Consider the following 16,989-nt stretch of genomic DNA (forward strand, 5'->3'; position numbering starts at 1 on the left):
CCCGTGCTGTCAGAGCGGGACAACCGGCCGGAGACCCGGTCCCGAGCGGACCGGATCCAGGAGCGTCGCGCACCGTCGAACGGTGTCGCGGGCAGCCCACCACCACCCGCATCGCCGGGACGGTCGGTGGGCCACTCGCGTGCTGCACGTATGTGCCCAGACCAGGGAAGCGGCTGCCCGGCAGGTCCCTCGCGGACCCGACGGGTTTTCCCGGCTGCGGATGCGACCTCCCTAAACCCTGACGAGCCGAACACTACGAAATGAGACAGAGACAGTGGCGAACCAGTCCCGCCCCAAGGTCAAGAAGTCGCGTGCCCTCGGCATCGCGCTGACGCCGAAGGCCGTCAAGTACTTCGAGGCCCGCCCCTACCCGCCGGGTGAGCACGGCCGTGGCCGCAAGCAGAACTCGGACTACAAGGTCCGTCTGCTGGAGAAGCAGCGCCTGCGCGCTCAGTACGACATCTCCGAGCGCCAGCTCGTCCGCGCCTACGAGCGTGCCTCCAAGGTCCAGGGCAAGACCGGTGAGGCCCTGATCGTGGAGCTGGAGCGCCGCCTCGACGCGCTGGTCCTGCGCTCGGGCATCGCCCGCACGATCTACCAGGCCCGCCAGATGGTCGTCCACGGCCACATCGCGGTCAACGGCCAGAAGGTCGACAAGCCGTCCTTCCGCGTCCGCCCGGACGACGTCGTGCAGGTCCGCGACCGCTCCAAGGACAAGACGCTCTTCCAGATCGCCCGTGAGGGTGGCTTCGCCCCCGACGGCGAGACCCCGCGCTACCTCCAGGTGAACCTCAAGGCCCTGGCGTTCCGCCTGGACCGCGAGCCGAACCGCAAGGAGATCCCGGTGATCTGCGACGAGCAGCTCGTCGTCGAGTACTACGCCCGCTGATCCCAGCCCGGCGCAGCACCTCAGCCCGCCGTCTCCCCGCCCTTCCGGGTGGGTGAGGCGGCGGGTTCGCGCTGTCCGGGGCAGGTGCGCGCGACCGGCCCCCGCGGCGCCGGCAGCGCGGGCAGCGGCCGTATGCCGTCGCCCAGCGCCCGGGCCACCGCGGCCTCCCGGTCCAGCCCCGCACCCTCCCGCACGCACTCCGCGTACCGGGCGGCACCGAGCGCGCGGCGGGCCGCGGCCTCGCACCTCTCGTGCGGGGCGTTGTAGTACGCCGAACCGAACAGCGGCAGCCCGACCGAGGACCACAGCCGTCCCGCGGCGCCCTGGAGCACCGCCGCCTCCGCCGGATCGCCCTGGGCCACCGTCACCAGCGCCAGCAGCTCGATGGCCAGCACCGAGCCCAGCAGGTCACGGAAGGCGTGCGCGTCGGCCAGGCAGTCCGCCAGCAGCTCCCGCGCCCCCGCCGTGTCCCCGTCCAGCCAGGCCGCGTACGCCAGTACGTACAGCGCGTACGAGCGCGCCCACCGTTCCCCGTGGTCCTCGCACATCCGGCGCACCTCCCGGCACAGCCGCACCGCCTCCGGCAGGTCTCCCTGGAACGCCCGGGCCATCGCCAGCTCCACCCGGCCCATCAGGACGTTGCTGTTGAGCTCGCCGATCTCCTGGTAGCGCGCCAGGGCCGACCGCAGCAGCGCCTCCGCCCGGACCATGTCGTCCGTGACCAGGGCGAGGCAGCCGGTGCGGTGCTCGGCGTAGGCCACCGCCGCCGGGTCGGCCGACCGCTCCGCCCGCTCCCGGCACGTCCGCAGCGCCCGCAGCGCCGGCACCGTGTCGCCTTGGAGGATCGCCACGTGGCCGAGGACCCACAGCGCCTTCAGCCGGGACCGCTCGTACTCCGACTCCAGCGCCACACTGCGCTCCAGCCAGCGCCGCCCCTCCGAGAGCCGGCCGCAGCCCACCCAGCAGAACCACAGCGTGCCCGCCAGGTGCTGGCCGAGGTGCGCCTCGTCCGGCTCGGTCAGGGAGAACTCCAGCGCGGTCCGCAGATTCGGCAGCTCGGCGTCCACGCGCGCGGCCACCTCCCGCTGCCGCGGCGAGAACCACTCCAGCTCGCACCAGGCCGCCAGGCCCAGGTACCAGTCCCGGTGCCGTCTGCGCAGCCGGTCCGCGTCCCCGGTCGCCTCCAGCCAGCCGGCGCCGTAGGCGCGGACGGTGTCCAGCATCCGGTAGCGGGGACCCGACGGCGTCTCCTCGCGGGAGACGACCGACTGGGCGAGCAGCTCCGACAGCACGTCCAGGACGTCCTCGGCGGGCAGCCCGTCCCCGCTGCACACGTACTCGGCCGCGTCCAGGTCGAAGGTCCGGGCGAACACCGAAAGCCGCGCCCACAGCAGCCGTTCGGCCGGCGTGCACAGCTCGTGGCTCCAGCCGATCGCCGTGCGCAGCGTCCGGTGCCGGGGCGGGGCGTCCCGGCCGCCGCCGGCCAGCAGCCGGAACCGGTCGTCGAGGCGCTCCAGCAACTGCGCCGGGGACAGGGCCCGCAGCCGCCCGGCCGCCAGCTCCAGCGCCAGCGGCAGCCCCTCCAGCCGCCGGCACAGCTCCCGCACCCCGGCGTCGTCGTCCACCGGCGCTCCCTGCGCCCGGGCCCGGTCCACGAGCAGGTCCACCGCCTCGTCGTCGCCGAGCGGCGCCAGCGCGAACAGCCGCTCGCCCGCGAGGCCCAGCGGCCGCCGGCCGGTGGCCAGCACGCGCAGCTCCGGCAGCTTCCGCAGCAGCTCCGCCACCAGTTCGGCACAGGCCGCCACCAGGTGCTCGAACCCGTCCAGCACCAGCAGGGCCCGGCGGCCGGCCAGGTGCTCCAGCAGCGTCTCCCGCGGCGGCCGGGTGGTGTGGTCGGTGAGCCCCAGCGCCTCCACCACGGCGTACTCCACGAACCGCGGGTCGCGCACCGCGGCCAGCTCCACCAGCGCCCAGCCCGCACCGTCCGCCGGGGCGTTCGACGTCCGGTCTGCCGCCACCCGGGCGGCAAGCCGTGACTTGCCGACCCCGCCCACCCCGGTCACGGTCACCAGCCGGGCCCGGCCGAGTGCCGCCGTCAGCTCGGCCAGCTCGGCCGAGCGCCCGACGAAGCGGGTGAGTTCGAGGGGCGGACCGCCGTCCGTCCAGGGGCCGGGACTGTGAGGACCTCGCATGGGACACGGAGGGTACTGAACCGTGTTCACTCCGTACAATCGCTTCCGGCGACTCCGCTCGCGCCGCCGGGTAATCGGGTACGGACCCTCCGCTCCGGCGCGATAGGCTCGGGGCACGACTTTTCCGATGCTCAGACACGTTTCAGGGAGCGGGTGCGCACAGTGTCCGGTGGAGAGGTGGCCGGAATCCTGGTGGCCGTCTTCTGGGCGATCCTGGTCTCCTTCCTCGCGGTCGCGCTGGCGAGGCTGGCCCAGACGCTCAAGGCGACCACCAAGCTCGTCGCGGACGTGACCGACCAGGCCGTCCCGTTGCTGGCCGACGCCTCCCAGGCGGTCCGCTCGGCACAGACCCAGATCGACCGCGTCGACGCGATCGCCACCGACGTCCAGGAGGTCACCTCGAACGCCTCCGCGTTGTCGAACACCGTCGCCTCCACCTTCGGCGGCCCGCTGGTCAAGGTCGCGGCCTTCGGCTACGGCGTCCGCCGGGCGCTCGGCGGACGCAAGGGGGAGGACGTGCCCGGGAAGGCGCCCCGGCGTACCGTGATCGTGGGCCGGACGGTCCCCGCCGCACGACGCAAGCGGAAGTAAGGACTGAGACCGAGCGATGTTCCGCCGTACGTTCTGGTTCACCACCGGTGTCGCCGCCGGTGTGTGGGCCACCACCAAGGTCAACCGCAAGATCAGGCAGCTGACGCCGGAGAGCCTGGCCGCCACCGCGGCGAACAAGGCCCTTCAGACCGGTCAGCGGCTGAAGGACCGCGCGGTCGGCTTCGCGCTCGACGTCCGCGACAACATGGCCCAGCGGGAGGCCGAACTGGAGGAGGCCCTCGGTATCCACGAGGACCCCGAACTCCCCGTCCCGAAGCGGTACGCCGCCCTCGAGGGCAACGACGACCGCAGCACACCGAAGTACAGCACACCGAAGTACATCGAATCCCCGATGCACTCGTACAACCGGAATGAGGACCACTGATGGAGTCGGCCGAGATTCGCCGCCGCTGGCTGAGCTTCTTCGAGGAGCGCGGGCACACCGTCGTCCCTTCGGCGTCGCTCATCGCGGACGACCCGACTCTGCTCCTCGTCCCCGCCGGCATGGTGCCCTTCAAGCCCTACTTCCTGGGTGAGGTCAAGCCGCCGTTCCCGCGCGCCACCAGCGTGCAGAAGTGCGTGCGCACGCCCGACATCGAAGAGGTCGGCAAGACCACGCGGCACGGCACGTTCTTCCAGATGTGCGGCAACTTCTCCTTCGGCGACTACTTCAAGGAAGGCGCCATCAAGCTCGCCTGGGAGCTGCTCACCAGCGCCCAGGACAAGGGCGGTTACGGCCTCGACCCCGAGCGCCTGTGGATCACCGTCTACCAGGACGACGACGAGGCCGAGCAGATCTGGCACGAGGTCGTCGGCGTGCCCAAGGAGCGCATCCAGCGCCTGGGCATGAAGGACAACTTCTGGTCCATGGGCGTGCCCGGCCCGTGCGGCCCCTGCTCCGAGATCAACTACGACCGCGGCCCCGAGTTCGGCGTCGAGGGCGGCCCCGCCGTCAACGACGAGCGGTACGTGGAGATCTGGAACCTCGTCTTCATGCAGTACGAGCGTGGCGAGGGCATCGGCAAGGACAACTTCGAGATCCTCGGGGACCTGCCGAGCAAGAACATCGACACGGGCCTCGGCCTGGAGCGGCTCGCCATGATCCTCCAGGGCGTGCAGAACATGTACGAGATCGACACCTCGATGGCCGTCATCGAGAAGGCCACCCGGCTGACCGGCGTCCGCTACGGCGACTCCCACACCTCGGACGTGGCCCTGCGCGTGGTCACCGACCACATGCGCACCGCCACCATGCTCATCGGCGACGGCGTCACCCCGGGCAACGAGGGCCGCGGTTACGTGCTGCGCCGCATCATGCGCCGCGCCATCCGCAACATGCGCCTGCTCGGCGCCACCGGCCCGGTCGTCAACGACCTGATCGACACCGTGATCCGCATGATGGGACAGCAGTACCCCGAGCTGCTGACCGACCGCGAGCGCATCGAGAAGGTCGCCGTCGCCGAGGAGAACGCCTTCCTGAAGACGCTGAAGGCCGGCACCAACATCCTCGACACCGCCGTCACCGAGACCAAGCAGTCCGGCGGCACGGTCCTCTCCGGCGAAAAGGCGTTCCTGCTCCACGACACCTGGGGCTTCCCGATCGACCTCACCCTGGAGATGGCCTCCGAGCAGGGCCTGTCCGTGGACGAGGACGGCTTCCGGCGCCTGATGAAGGAGCAGCGGGAGCGCGCCAAGGCGGACGCCCAGGCCAAGAAGACCGGCCATGCCGACCTGGGCGCCTACCGCGAGATCGCGGACAGCGCCGGTGCCACCGACTTCATCGGCTACACCGACACCGAGGGCGAGTCCACGGTCGTCGGCATCCTCGTCAACGGTGTGTCGTCGCCCGCCGCCACCGAGGGCGACGAGGTCGAGGTCGTCCTGGACCGCACCCCCTTCTACGCCGAGGGCGGCGGCCAGATCGGCGACACCGGCCGGATCAGGATCGACTCCGGTGCCGTCATCGAGGTCCGCGACTGCCAGAAGCCGGTCCCGGGTGTCTACGTCCACAAGGGCGTCGTCCAGGTCGGCGAGGTGACCGTCGGCGCCAAGGCGCACGCCGCCATCGACACCCGCCGCCGGCACGCCATCGCCCGCGCCCACTCGGCCACCCACCTCACCCACCAGGCCCTGCGGGACGCCCTCGGCCCGACGGCCGCCCAGGCCGGTTCCGAGAACCAGCCCGGCCGCTTCCGCTTCGACTTCGGTTCCCCGTCCGCCGTCCCGACGGCAGTGATGACCGATGTCGAGCAGAAGATCAACGAGGTGCTCGCCCGCGACCTCGACGTGCGCGCCGATGTCATGGGCATCGACGAGGCCAGGAAGCAGGGCGCCATCGCCGAGTTCGGCGAGAAGTACGGCGAGCGGGTGCGCGTCGTGACGATCGGCGACTTCTCCAAGGAGCTGTGCGGCGGCACGCACGTGCACAACACCGCCCAGCTGGGTCTGGTGAAGCTGCTCGGCGAGTCCTCCATCGGCTCGGGCGTCCGTCGTATCGAGGCCCTGGTCGGTGTGGACGCCTACAACTTCCTCGCCCGCGAGCACACGGTCGTCAACCAGCTGACCGAGCTGCTCAAGGGCCGCTCGGAGGAGCTGCCGGAGAAGGTCGCCGCCATGCTCGGCAAGCTGAAGGACGCCGAGAAGGAGATCGAGAAGTTCCGCGCCGAGAAGGTGCTCCAGGCCGCCGCCGGGCTCGCCGAGTCCGCCAAGGACGTCCGCGGCGTCGCCGTGGTCACCGGCCAGGTCCCGGACGGCACCACCCCGGACGACCTGCGCAAGCTGGTTCTCGACGTGCGTGGCCGCATCCAGGGCGGCCGGGCCGCCGTGGTCGCCCTGTTCACGGTCAACAACGGCAAGCCGCTCACCGTGATCGCCACCAACGAGGCGGCCCGTGAGCGCGGCCTGAAGGCCGGTGACCTGGTGCGCACCGCCGCCAAGACCCTCGGCGGCGGCGGTGGCGGCAAGCCGGACGTCGCCCAGGGCGGCGGCCAGAACCCGGCCGCCGTCGGCGAGGCCGTCGACGCCGTCGAGCGGCTCGTCACCGAGACCGCCAAGTGACGGTACGGGCCCGGTAAGTCAGCTAAGGAAACGGTCGGACATGCGCAGAGGACGTCGGCTCGCGATCGACGTCGGGGACGCCCGGATCGGGGTCGCCTCGTGCGACCCCGACGGGATCCTCGCCACCCCGGTGGAGACGGTCCCCGGGCGGGACGTCCCCGCCGCCCACCGCCGGTTGCGTCAACTGGTGGAGGAGTACGAACCGATCGAGGTCGTCGTCGGCCTCCCTCGCTCCCTCAGGGGGGGCGAGGGCCCGGCCGCGGTCAAGGTCCGCGCGTTCGCCCAGGAACTCGCCCGGGGCATCGGGCCGGTGCCGGTGCGCCTGGTGGACGAGCGGATGACGACCGTGACGGCCAGTCAGGGGCTGCGCGCCTCCGGCGTGCGGTCGAAGAAGGGCCGCTCGGTCATCGACCAGGCGGCGGCCGTGATCATCCTCCAGCAGGCCCTGGAATCCGAACGGGTGTCAGGCAAACCACCCGGTGAGGGCGTCGAAGTGGTCATCTGATCGCGATACGGTAACGTTCCGCGCGATGCGCCGGTGTTCGAACAGCCGGGGCACAGCAAGAGGCGGAGCGGAAGCGGGCCCACCGGCCGCGTGACCGTCACCCTCGCGGCTCTAGGGGATCGATGACTGAGTATGGCCGGGGCCCAGGCTCCGAACCGTGGCATCCGGAGGACCCGTTGTACGGGGACGGCGGATGGGGAGGGCAGCAGGCCCAGGAAGGCATGCCGTCCCCCTACGGCGGCCAGTCGCAGCAGTACCCGCAGACGCCGCAGTACGACGAATTCGGCCGGCCGCAGGGCGGGTACGACGGGCAGCAGCACCCGGACGGTTCCGGCCAGCCGCAGTACGACCCGCAGTTCGCCGGCCACGCCCAGCAGCAGTTCCACCAGGGCGGCTGGGACACCACCGGCACCCACGGCCATGTGCCCTACGCCGCCGACCCCGGCGACCCGTACGGCCAGCAGGCCGTCGCCTACGGCGGGGAGCAGCCCGACCTCTACGGCACCGAGGACGCCTACCCGCCGCCGGAGCCGCCCGGCCGCAGGCGCCCCGAGCCCGCCCCGGAGCCGGAGCCGGAGACCGCGCCCGCCGAGGAGGACCACGCCTTCCTCGCAGGGGGTGGCGACGCGGACGACGAGGAGCACGAGCTCCGCGGCCGGCGCGAGCGGCGCGGCAAGAAGCCCGTCAAGAGCAGGAAGCGGCGCACCGGCTGCGCCTGCATGGTGGTCGTCCTGGTGTTCGGCGGCGGCCTCGCCGGCGTCGGGTACTTCGGCTACCAGTTCTACCAAAATCGTTTCGGCACGGCTCCGGACTTCGCGGGCGACGGCACCGGCCAGACGGTGACCGTCGAGATCCCGAAGGGCGCGGGCGGCTGGGAGATCGGCCGCCGCCTGAAGGAGGCCGGGGTCGTCAAGAGCGCCGAGGCGTTCGTCCACGCGCAGACCACGACGCCGGGCGGCGACGGCCTCCAGGCCGGCGCGTACCTCCTGAAGAAGGAGATGTCCGCGGCCAGCGCCATCAAGCTGATGATGGACCCGCGCAGCCAGAACAACGTGGTGGTGACCCCGGGCGAACGCAACTCGGGCGTCTACGCGGCCATCGACAAGAAGCTGGAACTGTCTTCCGGCACCACCAGGAAGGTCGCGCAGAAGCAGTACAAGAGCCTGGGCCTGCCGGCCTGGGCGCAGAACGACAGCGACATCATGGACCCGCTGGAGGGCTTCCTCTTCCCGGGCAACTACCCGGCCGCCAAGGGCATGAAGCCGGACGCCATCCTGAAGCAGATGGTCACCCAGGCCAAGCAGAAGTACGCGGCCTACGGTCTGGACGACAAGGCCAGGGCGCTCGGCCTGGACAACGCCTTCGAGCTGGTCACGGTCGCGAGCCTGGTCCAGGCCGAGGGCAAGACGCACGAGGACTTCCGCAAGATGGCGGAGGTGGTCTACAACCGCCTCAAGCCGACCAACACCGAGACCAACCGGCTGCTCCAGTTCGACTCGACGTACAACTACCTCCTGGGCAAGAGCAACATCCACATCTCCGAGAGAGAGATCAACAGCAACCCGAGCCCGTACAACACCTACACCCACAAGGGCCTTCCGCCCGGCCCGATCGGCAACCCCGGCGAGGACGCGCTCAAGGCCACGCTGAACCCGACGCACGACGGCTGGATCTACTTCGTGGCGACCGACGGCACGAGCAACACCGAGTTCGCCAAGACGTACGCGGAATTCCAAGAGCTCAAGGACAAGTTCAATGCCACCTCGGGCAACTGATGCCCGCCGGGCCGCGGTGCTCGGTTCGCCGATCGCCCACTCCCTCTCCCCGGTGCTGCACCGGGCCGCGTACGAGGCGGCCGGGCTCACCGGCTGGTCGTACGACAGCTTCGACGTCGACGAGGCCGCCCTGCCCGGCTTCCTCGACGGGCTCGGGCCCCAGTGGGCGGGTCTGTCGCTGACCATGCCGCTGAAGCGGGCGGTGATCCCGCTGGTGGACGAGGTCAGCGACACCGCCGCCTCGGTCGACGCGGTCAACACCCTGGTCTTCACCGAGGACGGACGCCGTCGGGGCGACAACACCGACATCCCGGGCATGGTGGCCGCCCTGCGCGAACACGGCATCGAACAGGTCGACTCCGCCGCCGTCCTGGGCGCCGGCGCCACCGCCTCCTCCGCGCTCGCCGCGCTGGCCCGGATCTGCACCGGGGAGGTCGTCGCCTACGTCCGCAGCGAGGCCCGCGCCGCCGAGATGCGGCAGTGGGGCGAACGGCTCGGCGTGGAGGTGCGTACGGCGGACTGGGGCGACGCCGCCCGGGCGCTGCACGCCCCGCTGGTGATCGCCACCACGCCCGCCGGGACGACCGACGCCCTCGCCACCGCCGTACCCGAACGCCCCGCCACCCTGTTCGACGTGCTCTACGACCCGTGGCCCACCGAGCTGGCGGCCCGCTGGTCCATGTTCGGCGGTGCCGTGGTCAGCGGTCTCGACCTGCTGGTGCACCAGGCCGTGCTCCAGTTCGAGCAGATGACCGGGCGGGTCCCCGGGCCGGTGGACGCCATGCGCCACGCCGGGGAGAAGGCGCTCGCGGCCCGCTGACGCCCCGCGGCCGTCCGCTTGCTGGACCGGCGGCCTGACCTCCCCGCCGGACGTGGGAGGATCGGAGGTGGCGTAACCGGGGTCGCGCACCCGGTGACGCCGTCGCCGCGCGCGAGGACGCGCGTACGCAGGGCAGTACCGGGCGCGAGCACTGAGGAGCATCGTTGAGCAGGCTGCGTTGGCTGACCGCGGGGGAGTCCCACGGTCCCGCACTTGTCGCGACGCTGGAGGGTCTTCCCGCCGGCGTGCCGGTCACCACGGAGATGGTCGCGGACCACCTGGCGCGGCGGCGGCTCGGCTACGGCCGTGGTGCGCGGATGAAGTTCGAGCGGGACGAGGTGACCTTCCTCGGCGGTGTCCGGCACGGGCTGACCCTGGGCTCCCCGGTGGCGGTCATGGTGGGCAACACCGAGTGGCCGAAGTGGGAGCAGGTGATGGCGGCCGACCCGGTGGACGCGGAGGTGCTGGCGGGGCTGGCGCGCAACGCGCCGCTGACCCGGCCGCGCCCGGGCCACGCCGACCTGGCGGGCATGCAGAAGTACGGGTTCGACGAGGCGCGGCCGATCCTGGAGCGGGCCTCGGCGCGGGAGACCGCGGCGCGGGTGGCGCTGGGCGCGGTGGCCCGGTCGTACCTGCGGGAGACGACCGGTGTCGAGATCGTCTCGCATGTGGTGGAGCTGTGCTCCGTGAAGGCCCCGCGCGGGGTGTACCCGACCCCGGCCGATGTCGAGAGGCTGGACGCGGACCCGCTGCGCTGCCTGGACGCGGAGGCGTCCGAGGCGATGGTCGCGGAGGTCGACCAGGCGCACAAGGACGGCGACACGCTCGGCGGTGTGGTGGAGGTCCTCGCCTACGGCGTCCCCGTCGGTCTGGGTTCGCACGTGCACTGGGACCGCAGGCTGGACGCGCGGCTGGCCGGTGCCCTGATGGGCATCCAGGCGATCAAGGGCGTCGAGGTCGGCGACGGCTTCGAGCTGGCCCGGGTCCCCGGTTCCCAGGCGCACGACGAGATCGTCGGCACACCGGAGGGCATCCGCCGGGTCTCCGGCCGCTCCGGCGGCACAGAGGGCGGTCTGACCACCGGTGAGCTGCTGCGGGTACGGGCGGCGATGAAGCCGATCGCGACCGTGCCGCGGGCCCTGAAGACCGTGGACGTGGCCACGGGCGAGGCCGCCCAGGCCCACCACCAGCGCTCCGACGTCTCCGCCGTGCCGGCCGCCGGCATCGTCGCCGAGGCCATGGTGGCGCTCGTCCTCGCGGACGCGGTCGCGGAGAAGTTCGGCGGCGACTCGGTGACCGAGACCCGGCGCAACGTGCGGTCGTACCTCGACAACCTGGCCATCAGGTGAGCGCCGTGCCCGCGGTCGTCCTGGTCGGCCCGATGGGCGTCGGCAAGTCCACCGTCGGACGGCTGCTCGCCGAGCACCTCGGCGTGGGCTACCGCGACACCGACGAGGACATCGTCGCCGCCGAGGGCCGCACCATCGCCGAGATCTTCGTGGACGAGGGCGAACCCGCCTTCCGCGCCCGGGAGAAGGCGGCCGTCCGCGCCGCGCTCACCGGGCACGACGGGGTCGTCGCGCTGGGCGGCGGAGCGGTCATGGACCCCGACACCCGGGCGCTGCTCGCCGGACAGCGGGTGGTCTACCTCTCCATGGAGGTCGACGAGGCCGTCAAGCGCACCGGCCTCAACGTCGCCCGCCCGCTGCTCGCGGTCAACCCGCGCAAGCAGTGGCGGGAGCTGATGGAGGCCCGTCGGCACCTGTACGAGGAGGTCGCCACCGCCGTCGTCGCGACGGACGGACGGACTCCGGACGAGGTCACCCGAGGCGTGCTGGACGCACTGGAGTTGAAGCAGAGATGAGCGAGGCAGTCACCCGCATCCAGGTCGGCGGCACGGCGGGCACGGATGCGTACGAGGTGCTGGTGGGCCGGCAACTGCTCGGCGAGCTGCCCGGGCTGATCGGGGAGCGGGTCAAGCGGGTCGCGGTGATCCACCCGGAGGCGCTCGCCGAGACCGGTGAGGCGCTGCGCGCCGATCTGGCCGAGCAGGGGTACGAGGCCGTCGCGATCCAGGTGCCGAACGCGGAGGAGGCCAAGACCGCCGAGGTCGCCGCCTACTGCTGGAAGGCGCTGGGCCAGAGCGGCTTCACCCGCACCGACGTCATCGTCGGTGTCGGCGGCGGCTCGACCACGGACCTGGCCGGGTTCGTCGCCGCGAGCTGGCTGCGCGGGGTGCGCTGGATCGCGATCCCCACCACCGTGCTGGCCATGGTGGACGCGGCGGTCGGCGGCAAGACCGGCATCAACACCGCGGAGGGCAAGAACCTGGTCGGGGCCTTCCACCCGCCGGCCGGCGTCCTGTGCGACCTGGCCGCGCTGGACTCGCTGCCGGTCCACGACTACGTCTCCGGGCTCGCCGAGGTCATCAAGGCCGGGTTCATCGCGGACCCGGTGATCCTGGACCTGATCGAGGCCGGCCCCGAGGCCGCCCGCACCCCCGAGGGCCCGCACACGGCCGAGCTGATCGAGCGGTCGATCCGGGTCAAGGCCGAGGTCGTCTCCTCGGACCTGAAGGAGTCCGGGCTGCGCGAGATCCTCAACTACGGCCACACGCTCGGCCACGCCATCGAGAAGAACGAGCGCTACAAGTGGCGGCACGGCGCCGCGGTCTCGGTCGGCATGCACTTCGCCGCCGAGCTGGGCCGGCTGGCGGGCCGGCTGGACGACGCGACCGCCGACCGGCACCGCAGCATCCTGGAGTCCGTCGGCCTGCCGCTGCACTACCGCTACGACCAGTGGCCCAAGCTGCTGGAGACGATGAAGGTCGACAAGAAGTCCCGCGGCGACCTGCTGCGCTTCATCGTCCTGGACGGCCTGGCGAGGCCGACCGTCCTGGAGGGCCCGGACCCGGCGGTGCTGCTCGCCGCGTACGGCGAGGTCGGACAGTAGGACCCCGGCCGCTCCGTCCGCCCGGTTCCCGGCCCCGGCCGGGCACTTGGGCCCGCCCCCGGCCGTTTCACCGAACGACGGCCGGGGACGGTACCGTTCGGTAGGCGGCGAGGGCGTGCCCCCGCCGCCTACAGCAGAGTGCCTGTACGAGACGGAGTGGCAACGGATGCAGCACGCAGTGGGGTCTCCGCTGCCGCCGCCCCACCAGCCGGGGCAGGGACCGCATGCCGGCTGGGCGACGGCCGCACACCAGCCGGGCCCGCACCCGGCGGCCTCCCAGGGACCCGCCCCCGTTCCGCCGCCACCGGGCTTCCCGGCCTCGGCGGGCCCCGTGCCGCCGGCCCCGCAGCAGCCCCCGGCCCCGTCCGGTCCGGTCCCGCACCCGCAGCAGTCCCCGGTTCCGTCCGGTCCGGTGCCGCAGCCGCAGCACCGTCCCGGCCCGGCGGCCGCCGATACCACCGGGCACGTGCCGCTGCCACCCGGCGCTCCGGTCGGCGCACCCGCGGCACCGCCCGCCGCGGTCACGGTCGCGGACCCGGCGGCCACCCCCCTCGCCGTCCTCCTCATCGGCCCGGCCGGCGCGGGCAAGACCAGCGTCGCCAAGTACTGGGCCGACCGCCGCCGGGTCCCCACGGCCCACATCAGCCTGGACGACGTCCGCGAATGGGTCCGCTCCGGCTTCGCCGACCCCCAGTCCGGCTGGAACGACCACTCCGAGGCCCAGTACCGGCTGGCCCGCCGCACCTGCGGGTTCGCCGCACGGAACTTCCTGGCCAACGGCATCTCCTGCATCCTGGACGACGCCGTCTTCCCGGACCGCCCGGTCGTCGGCCTCGGCGGCTGGAAGCGCCATGTGGGCCCCGGCCTGCTGCCGGTGGTCCTGCTCCCCGGCCTGGACGTCGTCCTGGAGCGCAACGCCGAACGCACCGGCAACCGCCGCCTCACCGACGAGGAGGTGGCCCGCATCCACGGCCGCATGGCCGGCTGGTACGGCTCGGGCCTGCCGATCATCGACAACTCCCAGCTGGACGTCCCCGGCACGGCGAGGGTCCTGGACGAGGTCCTGGCCAGGGCCATGGCGAGCCCCCCGAACTGGTGAGCGGGGAAGCCGGTCCGGGGCCGCGCCCGACGCCGCACCCCGCCCGGAAACCCCACTCGGCCCTCCCCGATCGGCACAAATCGCCCAGAACTCCTACGCTCATCTCATGTCAGAGGTGTACGCGAACCGCCGATCCCGGCTGAGGGACCACATCAACGCGGCCGGCACCGCGGCAGCGCTCGTCACCCGCCCGGCCAACGTCCGCTACCTCGCCGCCGCGTCCCCGCAGGGCTCCGTCCTGCTGCTCGGCAGGGGGGAGGACATCCTGGTGTGCGCCGGCCCGCCGGACGACCGCCCCTGCGAAGGCAGGCCGGACGAGAGTGTGCGCCTGCACATCCTCCCGGTGAACGGCGGTGACACCGCCGTCGCCGCGGCCGGCCTCGCCGTGGCCCAGGAGGCCGACTCGCTGGCGGTCGAGGAACACCACCTCACCGTGGCCCGGCACAGAGCCCTCGCCGCCGTCGCCCCGCGGCTCCGCCTCGCCGACCTCGGCGGAGCCGTCGAGCAGCTGAGGGTGGTCAAGGACGAGGAGGAGATCTCCTGCCTGCGCATCGGCGCGGAGATCGCCGACCAGGCGCTCGGCGAGCTGCTGGAGTCCATCCTGGTCGGCCGCACCGAACGGCACCTCGCGCTGGAGCTGGAGCGGCGCCTGGTGGACCACGGTGCCGACGGCCCGGCCTTCCCCACCTCGGTCGCCACCGGACCGCACGCCGGTCTGCGCGGCCACCGCCCCACCGACCGGCGCGTGGAGGAGGGGGACTTCCTCTCCGTCTGCCTCGGCGCCACCTACCGCGGCTACCGCTGCGAGATCGGCCGCACCTTCGTCATCGGCACCTCGCCCGCCGACTGGCAGATCGACCTGTACGAGCTGGTCTTCGCCGCCCAGCGGGCCGGCCGGGAGTTCCTCGCGCCCGGCGCCGCCTACCGCGACGTGGACCGCGCGGCACGGCAGGTACTGGACTCGGCGGGCTATGCGGAAGCCCTGCCACCGCTGACCGGACACGGTGTCGGACTCGAAATCGACGAGGACCCGCAGTTGGCGCCCGCAGCCATGGGTAAACTGGACGCTTGCGTGCCGGTCACCGTCGAACCGGGGGTCCACCTCCCGGGACGGGGCGGTGTCCGGATCGATGACACGCTCGTCGTACGCCCCGAGGCGGACGGCGGACCCGAGCTACTCACCATCACGACCAAGGAGCTGCTCGCGCTGTAGCGCGTGACCCGGGGTCGTACGTCAGTCCAGGAGATTCCGCAACCGTGGCTTCCACGAACGACCTCAAGAACGGCATGGTGCTCAAGCTCGAAGGCGGCCAGCTCTGGTCCGTCGTCGAGTTCCAGCACGTCAAGCCCGGCAAGGGCCCGGCCTTCGTGCGCACCAAGCTCAAGAACGTGCTCTCCGGCAAGGTCGTCGACAAGACCTTCAACGCCGGCGTCAAGGTCGAGACGGCCACTGTCGACAAGCGCGACATGCAGTTCTCGTACATGGACGGCGACTACTTCGTCTTCATGGACATGGAGACCTACGACCAGCTCATGGTCGACCGCAAGGCCGTCGGCGACGCCGCCAACTTCCTCATCGAGGGCTTCACGGCGACCGTGGCCCAGCACGAGGGCGAGGTGCTCTTCGTCGAGCTGCCGGCCGCCGTCGAGCTGGTCATCCAGGAGACCGAGCCGGGCGTCCAGGGCGACCGCTCCACCGGTGGCACCAAGCCCGCCACCCTGGAGACCGGCCACCAGATCCAGGTCCCGCTCTTCATCACCACCGGTGAGAAGATCAAGGTCGACACCCGTACCAGCGACTACCTCGGCCGGGTGAACAGCTAACCGTGGCCGCCCGCAACACGGCCCGCAAGCGCGCCTTCCAGATCCTCTTCGAGGGCGACCAGCGCGGCGCCGACGTCCTGACGGTCCTCGCGGACTGGATCCGGCTGTCCCGGTCCGACACCCGGCAGCCGCCGGTCAGTGAGTACACGATGCAGCTGGTCGAGGGCTACGCGGAGCACGCGCGGCGCATCGACGAGCTGATCGCCCAGTACGCCGTGGGGTGGACCCTCGACCGCATGCCGGTCGTCGACCGCAACATCCTGCGGCTGGGCGCGTACGAGCTGATCTGGGTCGACGAGACCCCGGACGCCGTCGTCCTGGACGAGATGGTGCAGCTGGCGAAGGAGTTCTCGACCGACGAGTCTCCCTCCTTCGTCAACGGCCTGCTGGGCCGGCTCAAGGAGCTGAAGCCGACGCTGCGGCGAGGCTAACCGCCGGAGGGCGGGGTCAGCCGCCGGAGACAGAGGGGCGCCGTGGGACTGCGGCGGCAGGGCGGGCGAGGGTTGTCCGTGCCGGCCGCGTGGTTCCCCGCGCCCCTTCGGCGTTCGCGCCCCCGGATGCCGGGAAGCGGCGCGAAGCCGTCATACGAAACCGCCGGGGTGGCCGGAACCGTGAAGTTCCGGCCACCCCGGCGGCACGTTTCTGCTGAATCCGGGGAGAGGGTTACGCCTCTTCGTGCGTGGCGACCGCGCGGCGCGCGTCCGCGTCCAGCACGCCCCAGCTGATCAGCTGCTCGGTCAGGACCGACGGCGACTGGTCGTAGATGACGGCGAGTGTGCGCAGGTCGTCCTGGCGGATCGAGAGCACCTTGCCGTTGTAGTCACCGCGCTGGGACTGGATCGTCGCCGCGTAGCGCTGGAGGGGGCCCGCCTTCTCGGCCGGCACCGTGGCCAGCCGCTCCAGGTCCAGGACCAGCTTCGGCGGCGGCTCGGCGGCGCCGCCCGGCGTGGTGCCCGGCAGGAGCTCCTGCACCGGAACGCCATAGAAATCGGCCAGCTCGGCCAGGCGCTGCACGGTCACGGCACGGTCGCCGCGCTCGTACGAACCGACCACCACGGCCTTCCAGCGCCCCTGGGACTTCTCCTCGACACCGTGGAGGGAAAGGCCCTGCTGGGTGCGGATGGCCCGGAGCTTGGCCCCGAGCTGTTTGGCGTATTCGCTGGACATATGGCTCCCCGGACACTGTGTCGACGCGGCCGGCTGATTTCCCGCCGCGCGGCTGGTAACTCACTGTGAGGTTACGCAGCGTGACTCTCATGCGTCAAGCCGAATGGTCCACACCGAT

Annotated in this window: 16 protein-coding genes; 14 read left to right on the forward strand and 2 right to left on the reverse strand. The window is 72.1% G+C overall.

The window, feature by feature from the left end; all coding sequences use genetic code 11:
* Positions 1–274 precede the first annotated feature (274 nt).
* A complete protein-coding gene (rpsD, locus tag IF37_RS0107210) occupies positions 275–889 on the forward strand; it encodes a 30S ribosomal protein S4 (RefSeq protein ID WP_030737972.1) in 615 nt (204 codons plus the stop codon).
* A gap of 20 nt (positions 890–909) precedes the next feature.
* Here rpsD and IF37_RS0107215 read toward each other — a convergent pair whose 3' ends face one another.
* Positions 910–3,081, reverse strand: a complete 2,172-nt coding sequence (locus tag IF37_RS0107215; RefSeq protein ID WP_030737975.1) for an AAA family ATPase — start codon at positions 3,079–3,081, stop codon at positions 910–912.
* 162 nt (positions 3,082–3,243) lie between these two features.
* Between IF37_RS0107215 and IF37_RS0107220 the strand changes: the two genes are divergently transcribed.
* The 13 genes from IF37_RS0107220 (at position 3,244) to nusB (ending at position 16,135) form a co-directional block, all read left to right on the forward strand.
* Positions 3,244–3,672, forward strand: a complete 429-nt coding sequence (locus IF37_RS0107220) for a DUF948 domain-containing protein (RefSeq protein ID WP_030737978.1) — start codon at positions 3,244–3,246, stop codon at positions 3,670–3,672.
* Positions 3,673–3,688: 16 nt separating this feature from the next.
* Positions 3,689–4,057, forward strand: a complete 369-nt coding sequence (locus IF37_RS0107225) for a hypothetical protein (RefSeq protein WP_030737981.1) — start codon at positions 3,689–3,691, stop codon at positions 4,055–4,057.
* Positions 4,057–6,729, forward strand: coding sequence for an alanine--tRNA ligase (gene alaS, locus IF37_RS0107230; protein WP_030737983.1), 2,673 nt, complete (start codon positions 4,057–4,059; stop codon positions 6,727–6,729). The genes IF37_RS0107225 and alaS overlap by 1 nt, the downstream gene beginning before the upstream one ends.
* 40 nt (positions 6,730–6,769) lie before the next feature.
* Positions 6,770–7,234, forward strand: coding sequence for a Holliday junction resolvase RuvX (ruvX, locus tag IF37_RS0107235; protein ID WP_030737986.1), 465 nt, complete (start codon positions 6,770–6,772; stop codon positions 7,232–7,234).
* A 122-nt stretch (positions 7,235–7,356) separates the two neighbouring features.
* On the forward strand, positions 7,357–9,009 hold the full coding sequence (gene mltG / locus IF37_RS0107240) for an endolytic transglycosylase MltG (RefSeq protein WP_079165600.1): 1,653 nt from the start codon (positions 7,357–7,359) through the stop codon (positions 9,007–9,009).
* Positions 8,990–9,829, forward strand: coding sequence for a shikimate dehydrogenase (locus IF37_RS0107245; protein WP_030737991.1), 840 nt, complete (start codon positions 8,990–8,992; stop codon positions 9,827–9,829). Before mltG ends, IF37_RS0107245 begins: the two co-directional genes overlap by 20 nt.
* A gap of 164 nt (positions 9,830–9,993) precedes the next feature.
* Complete coding sequence (aroC, locus tag IF37_RS0107250; protein WP_030737993.1) at positions 9,994–11,178, forward strand: chorismate synthase; 1,185 nt, start codon at positions 9,994–9,996, stop codon at positions 11,176–11,178.
* Entirely contained in the window at positions 11,175–11,693 is a 519-nt protein-coding gene (locus tag IF37_RS0107255; protein ID WP_030737996.1) for a shikimate kinase, read from the forward strand. The genes aroC and IF37_RS0107255 overlap by 4 nt, the downstream gene beginning before the upstream one ends.
* Positions 11,690–12,781: a 3-dehydroquinate synthase gene (aroB, locus tag IF37_RS0107260; RefSeq protein ID WP_030737999.1), complete on the forward strand. Its 1,092-nt coding sequence runs from the start codon at positions 11,690–11,692 to the stop codon at positions 12,779–12,781. Before IF37_RS0107255 ends, aroB begins: the two co-directional genes overlap by 4 nt.
* Before the next feature lie 166 nt (positions 12,782–12,947).
* Positions 12,948–13,880 (forward strand): Pro-rich N-terminal domain-containing protein, encoded by a 933-nt coding sequence (locus IF37_RS0107265; RefSeq protein ID WP_030738002.1) that lies wholly within the window; start codon positions 12,948–12,950, stop codon positions 13,878–13,880.
* Positions 13,881–13,986: 106 nt separating this feature from the next.
* Positions 13,987–15,093 (forward strand): aminopeptidase P family protein, encoded by a 1,107-nt coding sequence (locus IF37_RS0107270; RefSeq protein WP_030738005.1) that lies wholly within the window; start codon positions 13,987–13,989, stop codon positions 15,091–15,093.
* 44 nt (positions 15,094–15,137) lie between these two features.
* Positions 15,138–15,704, forward strand: a complete 567-nt coding sequence (gene efp, locus IF37_RS0107275; protein WP_030048852.1) for an elongation factor P — start codon at positions 15,138–15,140, stop codon at positions 15,702–15,704.
* Between the two features lie 2 nt (positions 15,705–15,706).
* The gene (gene nusB / locus IF37_RS0107280; protein ID WP_030738009.1) at positions 15,707–16,135 is read left to right on the forward strand and encodes a transcription antitermination factor NusB; all 429 of its coding nucleotides are present in this window, start codon (positions 15,707–15,709) and stop codon (positions 16,133–16,135) included.
* Between the two features lie 232 nt (positions 16,136–16,367).
* On the opposite strand, the gene bldD is transcribed toward nusB, so the two are convergent.
* Entirely contained in the window at positions 16,368–16,871 is a 504-nt protein-coding gene (gene bldD, locus IF37_RS0107285) for a transcriptional regulator BldD (RefSeq protein WP_014671524.1), read from the reverse strand.
* Positions 16,872–16,989 lie beyond the last annotated feature (118 nt).

It is taken from the genome of Streptomyces sp. NRRL S-31 (assembly GCF_000718775.1).
Classification (GTDB): Bacteria; Actinomycetota; Actinomycetes; order Streptomycetales; family Streptomycetaceae; genus Streptomyces.